We start from the raw sequence: 20917 nt of genomic DNA on the forward strand, positions 1-20917 counted from the left end.
ATCTTCACATCGGGGGAGAGGGTCCATCGTGGGCGTTCGTCGGTTGGTGGCTTCGGCGGCGGTCAGCGCGCTGGCCTGCGGTACGGCGGTCGGCGTGAGTGCCGGGCCGGCGCAGGCGGCGGTGGGTGCGCCGACCGGGTTGCGGACAGCGGGGCAGAGCTGCGCTTCCGAGGCCCCCGGGCCCTACCTGAGCCCGGCGCGGCTCAACGACGCCCAGGCGGTCGTGTTGACCGGAGCCGTCGCCGAGGCGGGCGAGGGTGCACAGGCCGACTTCCAGGTCTGGGATGTCGCGCGGCCGGACGAGCGCCAGCAATGGCTGCGCGGTGCGGTTGCGGGCGGCCAGGGGGCGTACGTTCAGCTAGAGGACGAAGGGAAGCAGCTCGACGGCGTCACGTACGCCTGGCGGGTGCGTCTTCTCGACGGCTCGGGCGCCTCGGGGTGGAGCGACACCTGCTACTTCACGGTCGACCGGGTGGGCGGCACCGAGCCGGTCGTCACGTCGCCGGAATATTTGGACGGCGACACCACGCTGCGCGGCGCCATCGGTGTGCCCGGAACCTTTACCTTCACGCCGACCACCGGCGATGTCGTCGCCTATCGGTACCGTTTCTATGCCGGGGAGACCCCGGAGGGCGGGCCCTGGGTCGATGCTCCCGCCGAACGGCTCGGAGCGCCACTGACCGTCACCTGGGCGCCGAAGGTGGCGAGCTACCACTCGATCACCGTCTACGCGGTGGATCGCGCGGGAAACCTCTCCCAGTTCGCCGACCGGGCGTTCTGGGTCCGGGAGACCCGGCCCTCGATCTTTTCGGCCGACTATCCCGAGTCCTACCCGAAGCTCGACTTCACCGTCGGCACGCCGGGCGAGTTCCAGTTCAGCGGCACCGCAGGCGACACGGCGTCGTTCGAGTGGTCGATCGACGAGGGTGGGCCGTCGGGGACGGCGCCGGCCGACGCGTCCGGCAAGGCGACCGTGATGATCGCGCCAACCCGCTCGGGTGAGCAGACCCTGACCGTCCGGGGCGTGGGCCGCGACGGGGTGCAGTCGCCGTCGCGGGACTACTCCTTCGTGGTCGACGACGGCCCGATCGTCACCGGCCCGTCCGGGGAGATGATCGTGGGAACGCCGGTCAAGCTCGAGGCGGCGCCCCGGGCGGAGAACGTCGAGGCGTACCTCTATTGGCCCGAGGACGGCGGTCTCTTCCCGCGGCCCGTCCAGAAGGTCACCGTCCCGGCCCGCGCCGACGGAACCGCCGAGATCACCTGGATCCCCACCCTCGCCGACCGCAACATCGACGGGCTGCGGATCCAGAGCCGTAGTGCCGACGGCACCCTGTCCGTGCCGCGATTCCAGTCCCTCCGGGTCGACACGGCGACACCGACGAACACCCGCACCGGCGGCGACTCGCTGGGTGAGGTGGCCACCTTCACCGCCCGGACCCGGATGCCCGGCGTCGTGAACTGGGTCGTGCAGGTCAACGGCGACGAGACGGTCGCACAGAACGTCGCGCCGGAGGCCGATGGCAGCGTCCGGTTCCAGTACACCCCGGTCAAGCGGGGCAACCACACCATCACCTTCGTCGCGTACAGCCGGAACGCCGTGACCGAGACCGGCGGCGACAGCTGGACGGTCACGGACGCGCCCCGGATCACGTCGGCCGACTTCCCGGCGACCGGCACGGGCCGGCTCGCGCCCGGCACCTTCACGTTCACCCCGCGACTGCCGGGCACGGTCCGCTACGAGTACTCCATCGACAGCACGGGGTACGTCAAACTGCCCTCCTTCACCGATGACGGCAAGGCCACCACGCCGGCCTGGACGCCGGCCACGACCGGGCGGCACCTGATCAACGTCCGCGGCTACGACGCCAAGGGCTACGCGTCGAGCATCGCGTCCTACTTCTTCGACGTCGCCCCGGCCGCCGTCACGGTCACCGCGGTGGCGCCGGCCTCGGTGGCCGCCGGCGGCCTACGCACCCTGACCCTCACCGGCGCCCAGCTGCGGGCGAAGGACGTCGTCGAGGTGACGCCGGCCGGCGGCAAGACGATCATCGGCACGGTCCTGAGCACGGCGCTCGACGGCAAGCGGACGACGGTCGACGTGAACCTGGCCGGCGCGGCGCTCGGCAAGGCGACAATCACGATCCGGCCGTACGGCTCCGGGCAGCAGCCGGTCGTGCGGGCCGCCGCCTTCACGATCACCGCGCCGCCGGCCATGCGCGCGACCAAGGCGCCCACGATCACCGGCACGGTCGCGGTCGGCGGCACGGTCCGGCTCACCACCGGCACGTGGACGCCGGCGCCGACCGCCTACGCGTACCAGTGGATGGCGAACGGCGTCGCGATCAAGGGGGCGACCGGGGCCTCGTACGTCATCCCGGCCTCGCTTCTCGGCAAGCGGCTCACCGTGGTCGTAGCCGCCGCCCGACCGGGCTACACGCTGACCCGGGCCGGCTCGGCCGCCACCGCCGCCGTGGCCAAGGGCCACGCGCCGGCCCCGACCGTCCGGCTCCCGAAGATCACCGGTACCGCGAAGGTGGGCCGCACGCTGACCGCCGACCCCGGCGCCTGGAATCTCAAGCCGGATTCGTACCGCTACGAGTGGCGGCTGAACGGCAAGCTCATCCAGAACGGCTCCGTCCGTACGCTCAAGCTGACCTCCGGCATGCGCGGCAAAAAGGTCACCGTCACGGTCGTCGCCCGTAAGGCCGGCTACAACGACGGCCGGTCGACCACGAAAGCGGTCACTGTGGCGAAGTGACGTTCGACACGGCTCTCAGGTTGATCAATACGCTGAGCAGGGACGTTTCCGCAGGTTCTCAGCCACCCGCCCAGGTGACTGGCAGAAGGCTGACAAGCTGAAAACCTGATGCGAGCGATCGGTGTGTAATGCAACTATCGCCGTCTGCTCAGCGCGCGCGGCCCTTCTGACCTGCGGGCGCGTCGATGCCGGAAGCCCTTTGGAGTTCCCGTGACAGAACAAGCCGCCGCGCCACCCAACAAACTGGACGCGCACGTTTTGAAGATCGCCGGTGTGGTGGTCCTCGGCGCGATCATGTCGATTCTCGACATCACCGTGGTCAGCGTCGCGCTGCCCACCTTCCAGACCGAGTTCGACGCGACGTACGCCGAGGTCGCGTGGACCATGACGGGGTACACGCTGGCCCTGGCCACCGTGATCCCGCTCAGCGGCTGGGCCGCCGACCGGTTCGGCACCAAGCGGCTCTACATGATGGCGCTGCTGCTCTTCACGCTCGGTTCGGCGCTCTGCGCTACCGCCGGGTCGATCGAGCAGTTGGTCGCCTACCGCGTGCTGCAGGGCCTCGGCGGCGGCATGCTGATGCCGATCGGCATGACGATCATGACCCGGGCGGCCGGTCCGGATCGGATCGGCCGGCTGATGGCCGTGCTGGGCGTTCCGATGCTGCTCGGCCCGATCGGCGGCCCGATCCTCGGCGGCTGGCTGATCGACATCGCGAGCTGGCACTGGGTCTTCCTGATCAACATCCCGATCGGCGCGGCCGCGCTGGTCTATGCGTTCGTCGTGTTGCCCAAGGACGAGCCGCACCCGTCCGAGTCCTTCGACTTCGTCGGCATGCTGATGCTCTCGCCGGGTCTGGCGCTTTTCCTGTACGGCGTCTCGTCGCTCCCGGAGACCGGCACCATCACCGCCACCAAGGTGTGGGTGACCATGCTGGTCGGCGCGCTGCTGGTGATCGGCTTCGTCTTCTACTCGTTCAAGCCGCGCCACCCGCTGCTCGACCTGCGGCTGTTCCGCAACCGCAGCCTGACGATCGCGACGCTGTCGCTGTTCGTCTTCGTCATCGCGTTCATGGGCGCCGGTCTGCTCTTCCCGAGCTACTTCCTCCAGGTGCGCGGTGAGTCGACGCTCAACGCCGGTCTGCTCATGGCCCCGCAGGGCCTGGGCGCGATGCTGACCATGCCGATCGCCGGCATGCTGGCCGACAAGATCCCGGTGGGCCGCACGGTGCCGTTCGCGATGGCGCTGATCGCCGCCGGCTTCTTCACCTTCACCCAGGTCGGCACCGACACGTCGTACCTGCTGCTGTGCGGCTCGCTGTTCGTGATGGGCCTCGGCATGGGCGGCACGATGATGCCGATCATGACGTCGGCGCTGCGGACGCTGTCGCACTCCGAGGTGGCCCGCGGTTCCACGCTGGTCAACATCCTCCAGCAGATCGGCGGCTCGATCGGCACCGCGATCATGTCGGTGATCCTGACCAGCCAGCTCAACGGCTCGGCCGAGATCCCCGGCCTGACCAACCCGAACAACGGTGAGCCGATCACCGAGGCCGGCGCGGCCATCGCCGTGCAGCAGGGCGCGCAGATCCCGCTGCCGCCGGAGATCTTCCAGCGCGGCCTTCAGTGGGCGGCCGACTCGTTCGCCACCACGTTCTGGGTCGGCTTCCTGTTGACGGTGGCCACGCTGATCCCGATCGCGTTCCTGCCGAAGAAGCGCATCACGAAGGACGAGAGCGGCGAAGGTGCCGTCGACGCGCCCGTTCTGATCCATTAAGGATCGTTAAGAAGGCCCGAGCCCCGTTTCGCCGCGCGCGAAGCGGGGCTCGGCTTTTACCTGCGAAAACGCCTATTCGTTACCTGAAAGAGAATCGGTCGTCATTCACGATCAATAATCTCCGGCGGATCACGTCCATCGGAGGATAATTCTCTATGCGTCGATATACACGCAAACCGGGGCTGGTGCTGCGCTCAACAGGCGCCGCCGCTCTGGCCGTCGCCCTCGGGCTCACCCTGGCGGGCCCGGCCGTCGCAGCCGACGCGACGCCGTTCATCAGTGAGATCCACTACGACAACGTCGGCGTTGACAGCGGTGAGGCGATCGAGATCCAGGCCCCGGCCGGATTCGACCTCAGCGGCTGGCAGATCGCCCTCTACAACGGCTCCAACAACGCCGTCTACAACACAGCGACGCTCAGCGGCGCCGGCCTGGTCGTCCAGAGCTACCCCGTCGACGGCGTTCAGAACGGCGCCCCCGACGGCGTCGCCCTGGTCAAGCCGGACGGCTCGGTTGCTGAGTTCCTCTCCTACGAGGGCACGATGACCGCCGCCAGCGGTCCCGCCGCCGGGCAGACCAGCGTCGACATCGGCGTCGCCGAGACCGCGTCGACCCCGATCGGGCAGTCGCTGCAGAAGGTCGACGGCAAGTGGCAGGCGCCCGCCGTCAGCTCATTCGGCGCGGCGAACGGGACCACGCCCGAGGAGCCGGAGGAGCCGCAGCCCGGCTGCACCACCGACGTCACCAACACGATCGCCGAGGTGCAGGGCACCGGCACGGCGACCACGCTGCCCGGCAGCAAGGTGACCGTCGAGGGCGTGGTCACCGCCGACCACCGCACCGGCGGCTACAACGGCGTCTACATCCAGACCGCCGGCAGCGGCGGCGACCGTGAGGTCAAGGCCGGCGTCGCCTCGGACGCGATCTTCGCCTACTTCACCACCAACACCGCGCTCCACCCGGCGGTCGCCGTGGGTGACAAGGTGCGGGTGACCGGCACGGTCAGCGAGTTCAACGGGCTGACCGAGATCACCACCGCGGCCAAGGCCGACGTGCAGGTGTGCGCGAGCAACGCGCCGCTGCCGTCGCCGGTCGCGCTGAGCCTGCCGCTGGACGACGCGGCCCGCGAGTCGGCCGAGGGCATGCTGGTCGCCCCGGTCGGCACGTTCACGGTCTCCGACGTCTACAACACCAACCGCTACGGCGAGGTCATCCTGGCCGCCGGCGACAAGCCGGCCCGCGTGCCGACCGACGTCGCCCGGCCCGGCACCGACGCCAACGCCAAGGTGAAGGCCGACAACAAGGCCGCCCGCATCCTGCTCGACGACGGTAGGACCACCAACCTGTCGAGCGCCGCGCTTCCGCCGCCGTACCTGGGCAAGGACGACCCGGTCCGGGTCGGCGACAGCGTGGAGAAGTTCGGCCCGGCGGTGCTGGGTTACAGCCTCAACGACTGGCGCCTCCAGCCGGCCACCCCGGTCGACGCGGACACGCCGGCCGCCGCGCGGACGACGTTCAAGGACACCAACCCGCGTACGACCGCTCCCGCCCCTGTCGGCGGTGACATCAAGGTCGCCAGCTTCAACGTCCTGAACTACTTCGTCCACTTCGGTGGCGAGGCCCGGGGCGCCACCGACGCGGCGGCGCTGGCCAAGCAGCAGACCAAGATCGTCTCGGCCATCACGGCGCTCGACGCCGACGTGGTCGCGCTCATGGAGATCGAGAATTCGGTCCGCTTCGAGCCGAACGATCCTCAGGTGGCGCTGAAGACCCTGGTCGGTGCGCTCAACGAGGTCGACGGCGCGGGCACGTGGGACTACGTGCGCTCGCCGGCCGAGCTGCCGAGCGCGGCCGAGCAGGACTTCATCACCACGGCCATCATCTTCAAGCCGGCCAAGGTGGCGACCAAGGGCGCGTCCCGGTCGCTGAGCGACGAGACGGTGTGGGCCAACGCCCGGGAGCCGATCGCGCAGACCTTCACGGCCGGCTCGGCGACCTTCACCGTGGTCGCCAACCACCTCAAGTCGAAGAGCGCGTCGGTCGCGCCGACCGGCGACAACGCCGACACCGGTGACGGTCAGGGCGCGTACAACGGCGACCGGGTCCGGCAGGCGAAGGCGCTGGCCACCTTCGTCGACGGGCTGAAGACCTCCAGCGGCAGCGACGAGGTGCTGCTGCTGGGCGACTTCAACGCGTACACGCGGGAAGACCCGATGCAGGCCCTGTACGACGCCGGCTACAGCGATCTGCACACCACGCACGCGCCGGACAAGTCGTCGTACGTCTTCAGCGGCGAGTCGGGCTCGCTCGACCACGCGCTCGCCACGGGCGCCATGGCCAAGCGGGTCACCGGCGTCGACATCTGGAACATCAACTCGGGTGAGTCCTTCGCGTACGAGTACGACGGCTACGCGCCGTTCTACGCCCCGGACCCGTACCGCGCGAGCGACCACGACCCGGTCGTGATCGGCCTCAAGACCACGAGTGGGCCGGTCGATCTCCAGCTGCTGAGCGTCAACGACTTCCACGGCCGGCTCGAGCAGCCGACCGCCGGAAACGGCGGCGCCGCCCAGCTGGTCGGCATGGTCAACGCCCTGCGCGCGCAGAACCCGAACACCGCGTGGGTGTCGGCCGGTGACAACATCGGCGCGTCCACCTTCATCTCGGCCATCGACGGCGACAACCCGACGATCGACGCCCTGAACGCGGGCGGCCTGGCCGTCTCGGCGGTCGGCAACCACGAGTTCGACAAGGGCCTGGCCGACCTCCAGGGCCGCGTCGAGGACCGGGCGAACTTCCCGTACCTGGCCGCGAACGTCTACAAGGACGGCCAGCGGGTCCTGCCCGGCTACAGCGTGCAGACGGTCGGTGGCGTCAAGGTCGGCTACATCGGTGTGGTCACCGAGCAGACCAAGTCGCTGGTCAGCCCGGACGGCATCGCCGGCGTGGAGTTCCACGACCCGGTGGCCGAGGCGAACACGCTGGCCCAGCAGCTCTCCGACGGCAACGAGGCGAACGGCGAGGCCGACGTGCTCGTGCTGCTCGCCCACGAGGGCGCGGCCACCGAGAACATCGGTTCGGCCGAGGCGCTGCAGAACGACCCGGTCTTCGGGAACTTCACCAAGGTCGACGCGAACATCGACGTCATCTTCAGCGGTCACACCCACCAGCCGTACGCCTTCGAGGTCCCGGTTCCCGGCACCGACCGGACCCGTCCGGTCATCCAGGCCGAGGACTACGGCCTCAAGCTCGGCAAGGCCGTGCTGACCTACGACCCGGCCACCAAGTCGGTCACCAAGTCGACGGCCGAGCTGCTCAACGTCGCCGGATATCCGGCCGACACCGCCGTCGCCGACATCGTGGCCAAGGCCAAGGTGACCGCGGAGGAGCTCGGCAAGCAGCCGCTCGGCAAGATCACGGCGGACATCAACCGCGCCTACACCAGCGCGAACGCCGAGGACCGGGGCGCCGAGTCGGTGCTCGGCAACTTCATCGCCGACGTCCAGCTCGACCAGACCAGCGCGCCGGGCCGGGGTGGAGCGCAGATCGCCTTCATGAACCCGGGCGGTCTGCGGGCCGACCTCAAGTACGGCACCGACGGCACGGTCACCTACTCGGCCGCGTTCTCGGTCCAGCCGTTCGCCAACGACGTCGTCACCCAGACGCTCACCGGCAAAGAGATCAAGCAGGTGCTGGAGGAGCAGTGGCAGCCGGCCGGGGCGTCCCGCCCGGTGCTGCACCTGGGTGTGTCGAAGGGGCTCACCTACTCCTACGACGTGAACCAGCCGCAGGGCTCGCGGATCATCGCCTCGACCCTGAAGCTCAACGGCGTCACGATCGACCCGCTCGGCGAGTACCGGGTCACCAGCAACTCGTTCCTCGCGGCGGGCGGCGACAACTTCGCCAGCCTGGCCCTGGGCGACGACAAGGTGACCACCGGCGACAACGACCTCACCATGCTGGTCAACTACTTCGCCAAGTACACGCCGATCACCGCCGACCCGAAGCCGCGCTCCACCGCGGGTGTGCTCGACGGCACCGCGCCCACGGGCCGGTTCGCCCTCAACGGGGCAGCCGTCGCCCTCTGGCCCGGTCAGTCGGCGACGCTGACCCAGATCGAGGTCAGCGACGACGTCAGCGCCGTGGCCGGGATCAAGCGGGTGGTCACCTGGGGCGACGGCAGCGCGCCGGAGACCCTGGCCGCCGGCACGACGACCGCGACCCACAAGTACGCCCAGGCGGGCACGTACACCGTGTCGGTGGCGCTGACGGACGAGGCGGGCAACAGCGCCGCGGCCACGTTCATGGGCGCGCCCACGGTCAAGGTGTCGGCACAGCCCGCGGGCCGCAACGTGCTCGCGCCGTCGTCGATCTGGGCCGGTCAGTCGGCCTCGCTCGCCGTCGGCCAGGTGAACGGCGCGGCCAAGCTCGTCGTCGCCTGGGGTGACGGGGCCACGGCCACCGTTCCCGCCAAGGGCGCGGTCGTGAAGCACACCTACGCCAAGGGCGGCACCTTCAAGGTGACGGTCACGCCGTGGAACGCGGCGGGCGCCGGCACCCCGGCGGCGGCCGGCTCGGTCAAGGTCACGGTGGACACCATCGCCCCGGCGGCCTCGCTGATCGTGCCGTTCCGCGCCGACCGGGCGTCGTCCTGGGACAAGGTCTCCGGCCTCGCCGCCGACCGCGGTCTGGGCGTGGCCAAGGTGCAGGTGAAGCTGATCCAGGAGCGCTCGGGCGGCTGGTACTTCTACGACGGCGCCAAGTGGGTCAAGGCGGCGTCGCAGGCCCAGGCCACCGGCAAGGCCAAGGTGCTGGCCGACAGCACCCTGACCGCGGGCGTCCTCTGGAGCGTTCCGGTCAAGGGCGTGGCCAAGGGCACGCTGAAGGTCACCTACTGGGCGACCGACAAGGCGGGCAACTCCTCCGCGCCGCGGACGTCCTCGGTGAAGGTCACCAAGTAACGTCCCCTGTGTGGAGATAGCGCCGTTCCGTCCGGCCGCTCGCGTCGTCTGTGTCGACGCGGGCGGCCGGATCCTTTTGATGCACTGGCGGGACCCGCACGACGGCTCGTACCTCTGGGAGCCGCCCGGCGGCGGCATCGAGCCCGGTGAGACACCGGCCGAGACGGCCCGGCGCGAGCTGCTGGAGGAGACCGGCCTGACGGCCGAGGTCGACGGCCCCGGCCTCGACGTCCACCGCGACACCCGCTGGAAGGGCCGCCGCTACGTCGGCCCCGAGCAGTGGTTCATGGCGAGGTTCGACACCCACGAGCCGGCCGTACGCCGTGACGGCCTCCTGGACTACGAACAGACCGACCTCGACCGCCACGCCTGGATCGCCTGGACCGACCTGCTCACCACGACGGAAAGGGTCGAGCCGCCGGAGCTCCTCGAGGTGCTCCGGCGGCTCGACCCTGATGGCCCGTGGGCCGCTACTTCGTGAAGGTGAAGTAGTAGTACGACCCGATGGTCGTGTAGTTGACCGAGTCACCCGACGAGGTGGTGACGTAGTCGGCGCGGGCCCGGTACTTGGCGCCGACCGGGTGGGTGCCGGTCAGGGTGAAGGCGGACTGTCCGGCCGAGCTGAGCGGCAGATACAGCACGCGCCACGGCTTCCACGCGCCGCCCGAGTAGACGTCGAGGACCAGACGCTGCTTGCGGCCCGGGTACGGGGTCATGGTCGTCAGGAAGTACGGGTGCACGTTCGCGTGGTAGAAGCGGTAGGGCACCGTGCCGATCTTGGCGGCCTTGTACTGCCGTGAGGGCGTCAGGTTGAGGGCGACCTTTGTGTTGAGCACCGAGCGGGCCGACGTCGCGGCGTACTGGCTGTCGCCGGTGAACTTGACCTGGACCGCTGTGGTGCGGGTCAGCTTCAGCGAGGTGGTGAGGTTGCCCTTGGCGTCCGCGTTGGCCCAGCGCAGCAGCCGCTGCGGCTCGGTGCCGTACGGGTCGGCCCAGATCTGCAGCGACCGGTTGCCGCCCGTCGTGCCGAGGTGCGCGGTCAGGGTGACCGTCGAGCCGTAGTTGTTGACCGTGTTGTTGTGGCTCAGCGTGAGGGCGGGAGTCCTCTGCACCGTGACGGTCGCCGAGGCCGAGGCCGGAGCGATCGAGTCGGTCCCGGCGTAGACGACGGTGTAGTCGTAGATGAACGGCTCGGGGCGCTTGTCGACCAGCGTGAACTGCCCGGACGCGTTGGCGGTGGCGGTGGCCACGAGCTGCTTGTTACCCGGCGCGTTCGAATCGACGTAGAGCTCGACTCGCGCCCCGGGCTGGCTGACCTTGCCGGTGAACTGGATGGGGCTTCCGGGCGCGGCAATGGCCGGGGCGCTCAGAGTGATGGTGCTGCCGACCGGCGTGGAACCGTGGATCGCGTGGAACCGCCACTCCTCGCCGACATTGCCGATCGCGAAGAGCCGGTTGCCACCCGGTTCCCAGGCGGTCCACCAGATCGCCTGGCGGGCGTCGACCGCGAACTGCTCGGCCACGGCCTGCGAGCCGGCCGGCGAGATCGTGACGTCGGCGGTGCCGTCCTGGTTGCCGTAACCGAACGCCACCCGGCCGTCGGTGTTGATGTCGACCGACTGCGGCCGGCAGATGCCGTTGTCGTAGGCGGTGGTCTTGGCGGCCGGGTCGGTGATCGGCGCCTTCCAGATCGGGCAGCCGTCGCCGAAGCCGATCAGGGTGGAGCCGTCCGGGGTGAGCGCGGCGTCCCGGAGTGTGCCGTCGCCGAAGCGGCTCTTGGTCTTCAGGACCGCCGCGCCACTCGACACGTCATAGACGGCGACGTCGCCGTTGCCCGGGGAGTAACGCCAGGCGCTGAAGACGACCAGGGTTCCCGGAGCGCCCGGCGCGGTGCGCAGCTGGGGATTCAGAGTGCCGTCGAATTCGAAGTTGAGGTCGTGGAGGACCGTCTCGCCGCTGGCCGGGTCGACGGAGCCCATGCCGCCGTCGTAGCTCATCCAGATCTTGCCGCTGGTCACGGCGAGCTGACGTGGCCACACGGCCTCGTCCAGGACATAGGTGCGCCGAGGGCTCAGCGTCGCCGCGTCGAAGGCGGTGATCTTGTGGTCGTCGGGAGAGGCGACGTAGACCGTCGAATAGTCGGGTGAGACAGCCAGCCCGGTCGCGTTCCAGCCGGCCGGGACCTGCTTCTGCACCCCGCCGAAGTACGACAGCGAGAACAGCGAGCCGGTCGCGGGCTCGGTGACCAGGACCCGCTTGTGCAGTGGGTCGACGACCATTCCGCCCAGCCCGCTGGTCGGCACGTAGGCGCCTTGCCCGAGTGCGGTCGGGGCCGCCGCCGCGGCTGCGGATCCGGCGCCGACGGCGACGGTGACCGCGGCGGTTCCCGCCACCGCGACCGCCGTGAGAGCCGCTCGAAGTTTGTGCATGTGGTCCCCCGTCACTTGGTGAAAGTGAAGTAGTAGTACGGGCTGTAGTTCGTGTAGTTGACCGAGTCGCCCGACGTGGTGGTCAGGTAGCCGGCCCGGGCGCGGTATTTCGCGCCCACGGGGTGGGCGCCGGTCAGCGTGAAGGCCGACTGGCCGGCCGAGTTCAGGGGCAAGTCGAGGACGCGCCAGACCTTCCACGTGCCGCCCGAGAAGACCTCGAGGGTCAAACGCTGCTTGCGACCGGCGTACGGGTTGATCGTCGTCAGGAAGTACGGGTGCACGTTCGCGTGGTAGAAGCGGTACGGCACCGTGCCGATCTTCGCTGCCTTGTACTCCCGTGCGGGCTGCAGGGCGACAGAGGCCCTCGTCTGGAGCACGGACCGGGCCGAGGCCGGCTTGGTCCGCGTGTCGCCGGTGTACCTGACCTGCACCGCGGTGGTGCGGGTCAGTTTCAGCGACGCGGTCAGATTGCCCTTGGCGTCCACGTTGGTCCAGCGCAGCAGCCGCTCGGGCTCGGTGCCGTACGGGTCGGCCCAGATCTGCACCGCCCGGTTGGTGTAGGTGGCGCCGAGGTGGGCCGTGACGGTGACCGTCGTGCCGTACGTGCTGATGGTGTTGGTGGGGCTCACGGTCAGAGCCGGCGTGGGCAGGCCGACCGTGGTGATGGCCGAGGTGGTCACCGGCCCGATGGTGTCGGTGCCGAGATAGGAGACCGTGTAGGTGACCGGGCCGTCGGACGGCGGATGATCGAACAGGTAGAACTTGCCGGGAGCCTTGACCGTGACCCGGTCCACCTGCTGCTTCTCGGTCGGCGAGTTCGCGTAGTCGCGGGTGAGCGTGACCACGCCCGGCTTGTCCAGCGTGCCGTTGATCTGCACCAGGCCACCGGGCAGGACCGTGGCCGGGATGTCCGCCGTCATGACCGCGGGCTGGGGCGTGGAGCCGTGGATCGGCCAGAACCGCCAGTCCTTGCCCGAGTTGCCGAAGGCGAAGAGGCGGTTGCCGCCCGGCTCCCAGGCGACCTGCCAGACGTGGTCGGGCCGGTTGAGCGTGAACTGTTCGCCCGAGGAGGTCGTGATGTCGGCGGTGCTGCTCTGGTTGCCGTAGCCGAAGGCCACCCGGCCGTCGGTGTTGATGTCGACCGCCTGCGGGCGGCAGATGCCGTTGTTGTCGGTGACGGTCCTGGCCGCCGGATCGGTGATCGGCGCCTTCCAGATGGCGCAGCCGTCGCCGAAGCCGACCAGCTCGGAGCCGTCCGGGGTGAGCGCGACGTCGCGCAGCGTGCCGTCGCCGAACCGGCTCTTGGTCTTCAGAACCGCCTCACCGCTCGACACGTCGTAGACGGAAAGGTCGCCGTTGCCCACCGAGTAGCGCCACGCGTTGGCGATGACCAGGGTGTTCTGTGAGGTGACGAGCTTGGCGGCGACCCAGGCCTCGTTGTCGAGGTCGTAGAGCGCCGACACCCCGGTGGCCGGGTCGAGCGAGCCCATGCCGCCCTCGTAGGCGAACCAGACCTTGCCGCCGGCCATCGCGAGCGCGCTCGGCTGCACCTTCTCGTCCAGGTCGTAGACGCGCGACTCGGTCAGGGTCACCGGGTCGAGGGCGCTGATCCGGTGCTTGCCGCCCATCGAGGCGTAGACGGTCTTGTAGTCGGGCGAGAACGCCAGCCCGTCGTTGGTGCCGATCGTCGCCGACCGCTGCGCCCCGCCGAAGTAGGACAGCGAGTGCAGCGTTCCGGTGCCGGCGTCGGTGACCAGGACCCGCTTGTGCACCGGGTCGACGGCGGCGTCGGTCACCGCGTTCACCGGCAGGAGGACACCGTTGCTGAGCGTGACAGGTCCGGCGGCCGCGGCGGCGGCCGGCCCGGCGACGGAGACGGCGGCGGTGCAGGCGACCGCCGCGGCCGTGAGGGTGGCTCTGATCTTGAGCATGCGCATCACTTCGTGAAGGTGAAGTAGTAGTACGGGCTGTAGTTCGTGTAGTTGACCGAGTCACCCGACGTCGTGGTGAGGTAGCCGGCCCGGGCGCGGTATTTGGCGCCCACAGGGTGGGTGCCGGTGAGCGTGAAGGCCGACTGGCCGGCCGAGTTCAGGGGCAGGTCGAGCACGCGCCAGACCTTCCACTTGCCGGCGGTGAAGGTCTCCAAGGTCAACCGCTGCTTGCGACCGGCGTACGGGTTGATGGTCGTCAAGAAGTAGGGGTGCACGTTCGCGTGGTAGTAGCGGTAGGGCACCGTGCCGATCTTGGCGGCCTTGTACTGCCGCGACGGTTGCAGAGTGACCGACGCGCGGGTGTTGATGACCGAGCGGGCCGAGGCCGGCGCGTTCCTGGCGTCACCGAGGAACTTGACCTGGATGGCGGTGGTGCGGGTCAGCTTGAGCGAGGCGGTCAGGTTGCCCTTGGCGTCGACGTTGGTGTAGCGCAGCAGGCGCGCGGGCTCGGTGCCGTACGGGTCGGCCCAGAACTGCACGGCCCGGTTGGCGTAGGTCGAGCCGAGGTGGGCCAGGACGGTGACCGTGGTTCCGTACGCGTAGGTGGTGTTGTTGTGGCTCAACGCGAGCGAAGTCGGGTTGCGGGTGACCTCGGTTGTCGCCGAGGCCGAGCTCGGCGCATATGTGTCGTTGCCCTGATAGGTGACGGTGTAGGTGACCGGGCCGCCGTAGGAGGGCTTCGTCGTGATAGTGAACCGGCCCTCCGCGTCGGCCAGAGCCCAGGGGGAGCTCCAGGGCTTGGCGTTGCCGAGGCTGGTCGAGCCGAGCCAGACGCTGGCCCCGGGCACGCCGACCGTGCCGGTGATCGTCAGGTTGGTGTCCAGGGCGCCCGTCTTCGGCGCGTTGATCGTGATCGGCGCGTAGGCCGGCTCGGAACCGTGGATCGGCCAGAACCGGAGCTCGGTGTAGCCCGGCTTCGTGGTGCGGCTCAGGGCGAAGAGCCGGTCACCGCCCGGCTCCCAGGCGATGCGCTCGATCTCGTCGTTGTTCGGGACGACGAGCTGCTCGGCCGGAAGCTCGCTGCCGGCCGGGGAGATCGCGATGTCGGACGTGCCGTCGGTGTTGCGATATCCGAACGCGACCCGGCCGTCGGTGTTGACCGACACCGCGGACGGGCGGCAGATGCCGTTGTTGAACGCGGGCGTCCGCTTGGCCGGGTTGGTGGCCGGCGCTTTCCAGATCGGGCAGCCGTTGCCGAAGCCGATCAGCGAGGAGCCGTCGGCGCTGGGCACCGCCGCGCGGAGCAGGCCGTCGCTGAACTTGCCCTTGCCCTTCAGGACCCCGATGCCGCTGGAGACGTCGTAGACGGCGACGTTGCCGCTGGTCTCGGCGACGTCCGAGGTGTCGGCGACGACCAGGGTGCCCGGGTCGTCCGCGGGCGTGCTCACCTTGGGCGCGTTGTGGAAGGAGATGCCGTCGACCGTCGAGTCGTGCAGCGTCACCTTTCCGGTGGCCGTGTCGAGGGTGCCGAAGCCGCCGGCGGACGTGCTGTCGCCGGTGGAGTAGCCGAACCATAGTTTGCCGCCGGCCACCGTGGCGGTGAGCGGGCGCCGGTTGCCGCCCACGGACCACGTGCCCTTCGCCTCGCGGGTCGCCGCGTCGAAGGCCTCGATCTCGCCCCAGGCCATCGTCACGTACAGGGTCGCGTAGTCGGGCGAGAACGCCAGGCCGGTCACGCCCGGCCGGAGCCAGACGTATTCGTTCTGCACACCGCCGAAGTACGACAGCCAGTGCAGCCGGCCTTCGTCCGCGTCACTGATCACGATGCGCTTGCGCACCGGGTCGACGGCCATGTCGGTCACGACGTCGAAGGGAAGGGCGACATCGCCGCTGAGCGCGGGCGGGCCGGCCACGGCGGGGCTCGGACCGGCGATGACGGCGAGGACGGCGGTGCCGCAGGCGACCGCGACGGCGGTCAGGGCAGCTCGGAGCTTTTTCATCGGCATCACTTCGTGAAGGTGAAGTAGTAGTACGGGCTGTAGTTCGTGTAGTTGACCGAGTCACCCGAGGTGGTGGTCAGGTAGCCGGCGCGCACGCGGTATTTGGCGCCGACGGGGTGGGTGCCGGTGAGCGTGAAGGCCGACTGGCCGGCCGAGTTCAGGGGCAGGTCGAGCACGCGCCAGACCTTCCATTTGCCGGCGGTGAAGGTCTCCAAGGTCAACCGCTGTTTGCGACCGGCGTACGGGTTGATGGTCGTCAAGAAGTAGGGGTGCACGTTCGCGTGGTAGTAGCGGTAGGGCACCGTGCCGATCTTGGCGGCCTTGTACTGCCGCGACGGTTGCAGAGTGACCGACGCGCGGGTGTTCAGCACCGTGCGCACGGCGGCCGGGGCGTACTGGGCGTCGCCGAGGAACTTGACCAGGACAGCGGTGGTGCGGGTCAGCTTCAGCGAGGCGGTGAGGTTGCCCTTGGCGTCCACGTTGGTCCAGCGCACGAGCCGCAGCGGCTCGGTGCCGTACGGGTCGGCCCAGATCTGCACGGCCCGATTGGCGTAGGTCGTGCCGAGACGGGCCGTCACGGTGACCGTCGAGCCGTATGCGTTGATGGTGTTGTTCGGGCTCAGCGCCAGTGACGTGGCGTTGCGGGAGACCTCGACCGACGCCGTGGCCGACGCCGGCGCGTGCGTGTCATCGCCCTGGTAGGTGACCTTGTAAGTGACCGTGCCGCCGGCCGGCGGGCTGTCGGTGAGGGTGAACCGGCCCTGGGCGTCGGCCACGGCCGAGTCGACCGGGCCGGTGCCATTGGGCGAGGTCAGGTCGGTGCGGCTGAGCGAGACCACGGCGCCGGGCACATTGATCGTGCCGGTGACGTCCAGGGCCGCGCCGCGGTTGGCCACCACGGGCGCCTTGACCGTCAAGGCCGGGCGGACCGGCTCGGAGCCGTGGATCGGGTAGAACTTCACCTGCTGCCCGCTGCGGCTCAACGCGAACAGCCGGTCGCCGCCCGGCTCCCAGGCGACGTGCGTGACCTCTTCGCCGCCGGGAGCGACGTACTGCTCGACCGGCAGTTCGGAACCGGCGGGCGAGATGGCGATGTCGGGCGTGGCGTCGGTGTTGCCGTAACCGAAGGCGACCCGGCCGTCGGCGTTGGCGTCGACCGACTGCGGCCGGCAGATGCCGTTGTTGTACGCCGTGGCCGTCGTGGCCGGGGCGGTGAGCGGCGCCTTCCAGATCGGGCAGCCGAAGCCGAAGCCGATCAGCGAGGACCCGTACGCCTCGATGCCGTTCAGGAGGCCGGGGCTGAACTTGCCACTGCCCTTGAGGACCGGCTTGGCGCCGGACACGTCGTAGACGGCGACCTTGCCGCTCGTCGCGGTGTTGGTGGACCGATCGGCCACCACCAGCGTGTTCGGGTCGTTGGGCGGAACGATCAGCTCGGGCGCGCCGTGGATGCGAGCCGGAAGCTCGCCCCAGTCGCCGTACTCGGTCTCGAGGTCGAGCGAGGCGAAGCCGCCGAATTGTTCGCCCGCCTGATAGAGGTAGTCGGCGGTGCCGTACCACACCTTGCCGCCGGCCAGCGCTACCGTGCCCGGACTCGCCATGCGCGGGTAGCTGCGCTTCTCGGTCGGATGCTCGGTGTCGTAGGCGAGAATCTCGTCGGTGCCCGAGCCGGCCAGCCACAGCGTCGAGTAGTCGGGCGAAAGCGCCATGCCGTCGACACCCGGCAATTGGCTGATCTGGGTCTGCACGCCGCCGAAGTAGGACAGCCAGAGAACCTTTCCGGCCGCCTTGTCGGAGACGATGACCCGCTTGTGAACCGGGTCGACGACGACGCGGTCGGCATGCGTGATCGGCAGGACGACGCCGTCGGTGAGAGTGGGCGGGCCGGCCGCGGCGGGGCTCGCGCCCATGGCCACGACGCTGACGGTGGCAGTGCAGGCGACCGCCACGGCCGACATAGCGGCTCGAAGTTTGTACATATTGAGGACCCCCGTGGTCTATGTAACGGGGACAGCGTAAGGCACTTGATCGTTATTCGTGGATCAACATTGGCCGAACCGGTCGGGCTCGTACCGGCACAGGTGGCCGGTGTGGACCGTTCGGTCGAGGTGCCGTCCGAAGGCGGGCAGAACCGCCTCGATCCTCTTGATCGCGTCCCGTATGCGGGCCGTCACCGCTTTGCGGGCCCGCTCGGCGTTGTCCGGCCCGAGCGGCCGCGCGCCGCCACCGGGCCGGGTCGCCCGGCGCAGCTCGGCGACCAGATGCCGCCTCTCTTCCTCACCGACCGATTCACCCAGTCTTTTCCGGTACGCCTGAACGGCCGCCCGGTCGAGCACAGGCTCCTCCGCGACCCGGTCGTGCACCACGGGCCGCCCGGCCGCGGCCAGCTCGACCGCCGGCACGTCGGCCCCCGGCCGGGCCAGCAGCACGGCGAGATCGTGCAGCCCCTTGGCGTCGCGCAGCACGGCGTCGCGACCCCGGTAGTGCAGCTCCCACAGATCACCCCGCCGGCGCAGGGCCGCGTCCGGTGGCAGCGCCCGGCGACTCTCCCGCGCCCACAGCCGCGCGCCCAGTCGCATGTGGACGTCGTACGCCGCCGACAGCGACCGCCGCGCCGCCTCGGTGTCGCCGAGCGCGGCCTGGAGCAGCCCGATCCGATGGTCGTGGGCGCCCATGAAGCAGACCAGGGCCCCGTTCACCACACAGCTGCCGGCCAGCGGCAGCAGGTCGGCCAGGAGCAGCTCGCACAGCGGCCGGTCGTTCAGCGCGATAGCGGCGACGGCCAGCTCACCGGCGAAGACCGACCAGAGATAGGACCGGTCGGCCCGCCAGTCGGGCAGCGCCAGAACGATGTCGGCCTCCCGCCGCGCGCCCGTGAGGTCGCCGGCCCGGGCCCGGAATCCGGCGGCCACGGCGTGGGCGTGCGCGGGCGCGCCGATCCACCAGCGCACGGCCTCGTCGGCGGTGCGGCGCAGCTCGTCCGGGTTACCGCGGGCCCGTACGACCTCGAGCCGCTGGGACATCCGCACGTTGCCGGTGTCGCTGTCGCCGACCGCGTCACCGAGCGCGGCCGCCTCCTCGACCAGCCGTTCGCCGCCGTCGAGATCCCCGTCGAGCAGGGCCACCGCGGCCCGCCGGATCCGCAGGAAGTAGTCGTGCCGGGGCTGGCGCAGCCGCTCGGTCACATAGGCGTACTCGGCGAAGGCGGCCCGGAAGGCGGCCGACCCGTTCTCCAGATGGGCGTTGGCCGAGAGCAGCAGCGCCTGAGCGCGCCGTTCCTCGTCTCCGGCCCGCCGGGCCGCGTGCGCGATCTCGGCGGCGATGGCCGCGCGCTCGGCGCCGGTGCCCGGCGTCCACAGGGTGTCGTGCCGGGCCAGCAGACAACCGGCCAGCGTGGCCGGGTCACCGAGGCGGCGCGCGATCTCAACGGCCCGTTCCGCGTACGGCCCGGCCCGGGGCCGATCCCCCGGCACCGAATGCTGAAGCTGCCGGGCGAGGGCCGCGGTGACCTGCGCCTCGAGAGGCGTCCCGCGCCCGTCGAGCGCCGCCCGCGCGGTCTCCAGGGCGGCGATGAGCTCGGTGCGGGGCATGGCGAACCGGGCACCGATCGAGTCGAGCCCGAGGGCCACCCGACCCAGCAGATCACCATCGCCGTCGGCGACGGCGAGGCGCCACGCGTCGGCCAGCAGCGCGCGGGCGGCATCGGTCTCTCCCGCGCGAAGCCGCAGGTCAGCCTCGCCGGTCAGCAGCCGGACGCGCTCACCCGAGGCGAGCGGACAGCCGGCACCGTCGACAGCGGCCCGGGCCCGGGCAAGATGCCCGGCCGCCTCGGCGAAGGCGAAGCGCCCGCCATCGGCCTCGGCGGCTTCGAACGCCCAGCCCACGACAGGTCCGGCCCCGACCCGACCGGCCGCCGCGGCGAAATGACGAGCCAGCTCGGCCGGAAAGACGGGCCCACCACGTTCCCGCCGCCGGAGCAAAGCCCATCCGGCCCGCTCATGCAGGTGGGCCCGCCGCCCCACGTCAAGCGCCGAGTAGATCGTCTCTCGATAGAGATCATGCGCGAAACGGGCCGGCCGCCCGGCCAACACCCCAGCCGCGACAGCTTTGGCAATCGCCTCACCAACCGCCTCGGAACCCGCGCCGGCCTCGGCGTGGAGCATGTCGGCCAGGACGTCCGGGCGTAGCTCGGGGCCGGCCACCGCCGCCGCGTCGAGCAGCTGAGCGCAGGACCGGGGCAGGCGGGACAGGCGGCGGCCGATCGCCTCGCGGACGGCGGCCGGGACGTCGTCGGGTGAGCCGCCGGATTCCAGGAGGCGGCACAGCTCCCGCGCGAAGAAGGGATGGCCGGCGGTGCGTTCGTGCACCATCGGTGACCAGCGCTCGGCCGCGGCCGGGCCGGAGACGGTGTGCACCAGGTCGGCCACCTCGCGCGGCGACAAGCCGGCCAGGCCGATCGGCTCGGCCGTGGTGGCCAGGTCGGACAGCTCACCGGCGGTCGACGGCGGAGTCTCGTCCGGACGGTAGGCGCCGATCAGCAGCAGCGGGCCGGCGCGCGCCTGCCGGGCCAGAAATCGCAGCAGGCGCACCGACGACGGGTCGGCCCACTGGAGGTCGTCCAGAACGACGACCACCGGCCCGTCCCGGGCCTCCCGATCGAGCAGCTCGCTGACCGCGGCGAAGACGGCCGCCCGCGAGTGGTCGTCTGCCCGGAGGCCGGGATCCGGTGGGGCCGCCGTTCCCAGGATGGCGGCGAGGCGGGGATCGTCCATGGTCGGAAGGGAGCTCAGGGCCTGGGTCCACGGCCACCACGCCGGGGACCGTTCATCGTCCCAGCAGGTGCCCCAGAGGACCGGGCCCGCCTCGGCCGCGAAACGGCTCAGCAGTGCGGTCTTGCCGATTCCGGCCTCGCCGGTGACCAGTGCCAGCTCCGCTCGGCGCGGGTGGGCGCCCCGGCGGCAGGCCTGGTGGGCGGCCAGCAGCCGGGCCAGCGGCTCGTCGCGGCCGATGAACGGCGTCACCTGCGCATTCTGGCCGCCGGTGGAAGGTGCCAGACCGG

General features: G+C 70.5%; 9 protein-coding genes. 4 read left to right on the top strand and 5 right to left on the bottom strand.

Annotated features, from left to right (window positions below; genetic code table 11):
* Positions 1 to 28: 28 nt before the first annotated feature.
* The 4 genes from ACFY36_RS34025 to ACFY36_RS34040 all read left to right on the top strand — a co-directional run bounded on the left by ACFY36_RS34025 (position 29) and on the right by ACFY36_RS34040 (position 9979).
* Entirely contained in the window at positions 29 to 2761 is a 2733-nt protein-coding gene (locus ACFY36_RS34025; RefSeq protein WP_499750014.1) for a hypothetical protein, read from the top strand.
* A 210-nt stretch (positions 2762 to 2971) separates the two neighbouring features.
* On the top strand, positions 2972 to 4537 hold the full coding sequence (locus ACFY36_RS34030; RefSeq protein WP_499750015.1) for a DHA2 family efflux MFS transporter permease subunit: 1566 nt from the start codon (positions 2972 to 2974) through the stop codon (positions 4535 to 4537).
* Between the two features lie 155 nt (positions 4538 to 4692).
* Positions 4693 to 9498, top strand: a complete 4806-nt coding sequence (locus ACFY36_RS34035; protein ID WP_499750016.1) for an ExeM/NucH family extracellular endonuclease — start codon at positions 4693 to 4695, stop codon at positions 9496 to 9498.
* 10 nt (positions 9499 to 9508) lie between these two features.
* Positions 9509 to 9979 carry an NUDIX hydrolase gene (locus ACFY36_RS34040; protein ID WP_499750017.1) on the top strand — a complete coding sequence of 157 codons (471 nt, stop codon included), beginning with the start codon at positions 9509 to 9511 and terminating at the stop codon, positions 9977 to 9979.
* Here ACFY36_RS34040 and ACFY36_RS34045 read toward each other — a convergent pair.
* The 5 genes from ACFY36_RS34045 to ACFY36_RS34065 form a co-directional block, all read right to left on the bottom strand.
* Complete coding sequence (locus ACFY36_RS34045) at positions 9969 to 11927, bottom strand: hypothetical protein (RefSeq protein WP_499750018.1); 1959 nt, start codon at positions 11925 to 11927, stop codon at positions 9969 to 9971. The two genes, ACFY36_RS34040 and ACFY36_RS34045, sit on opposite strands and share 11 nt — an antisense overlap.
* A gap of 11 nt (positions 11928 to 11938) precedes the next feature.
* Positions 11939 to 13858: an NHL repeat-containing protein gene (locus ACFY36_RS34050; protein ID WP_499750019.1), complete on the bottom strand. Its 1920-nt coding sequence runs from the start codon at positions 13856 to 13858 to the stop codon at positions 11939 to 11941.
* A gap of 5 nt (positions 13859 to 13863) precedes the next feature.
* Positions 13864 to 15858 (bottom strand): hypothetical protein, encoded by a 1995-nt coding sequence (locus tag ACFY36_RS34055; protein WP_499750020.1) that lies wholly within the window; start codon positions 15856 to 15858, stop codon positions 13864 to 13866.
* 5 nt (positions 15859 to 15863) lie between these two features.
* Positions 15864 to 17837 carry a YncE family protein gene (locus ACFY36_RS34060; protein ID WP_499750021.1) on the bottom strand — a complete coding sequence of 658 codons (1974 nt, stop codon included), beginning with the start codon at positions 17835 to 17837 and terminating at the stop codon, positions 15864 to 15866.
* Between the two features lie 63 nt (positions 17838 to 17900).
* Positions 17901 to 20879 (bottom strand): ATP-binding protein, encoded by a 2979-nt coding sequence (locus tag ACFY36_RS34065; RefSeq protein WP_499750022.1) that lies wholly within the window; start codon positions 20877 to 20879, stop codon positions 17901 to 17903.
* Between the last annotated feature and the right edge of the window lie 38 nt (positions 20880 to 20917).

Source organism: Actinoplanes sp. NPDC000266, from assembly GCF_042899005.1.
GTDB lineage: Bacteria > Actinomycetota > Actinomycetes > Mycobacteriales > Micromonosporaceae > Actinoplanes.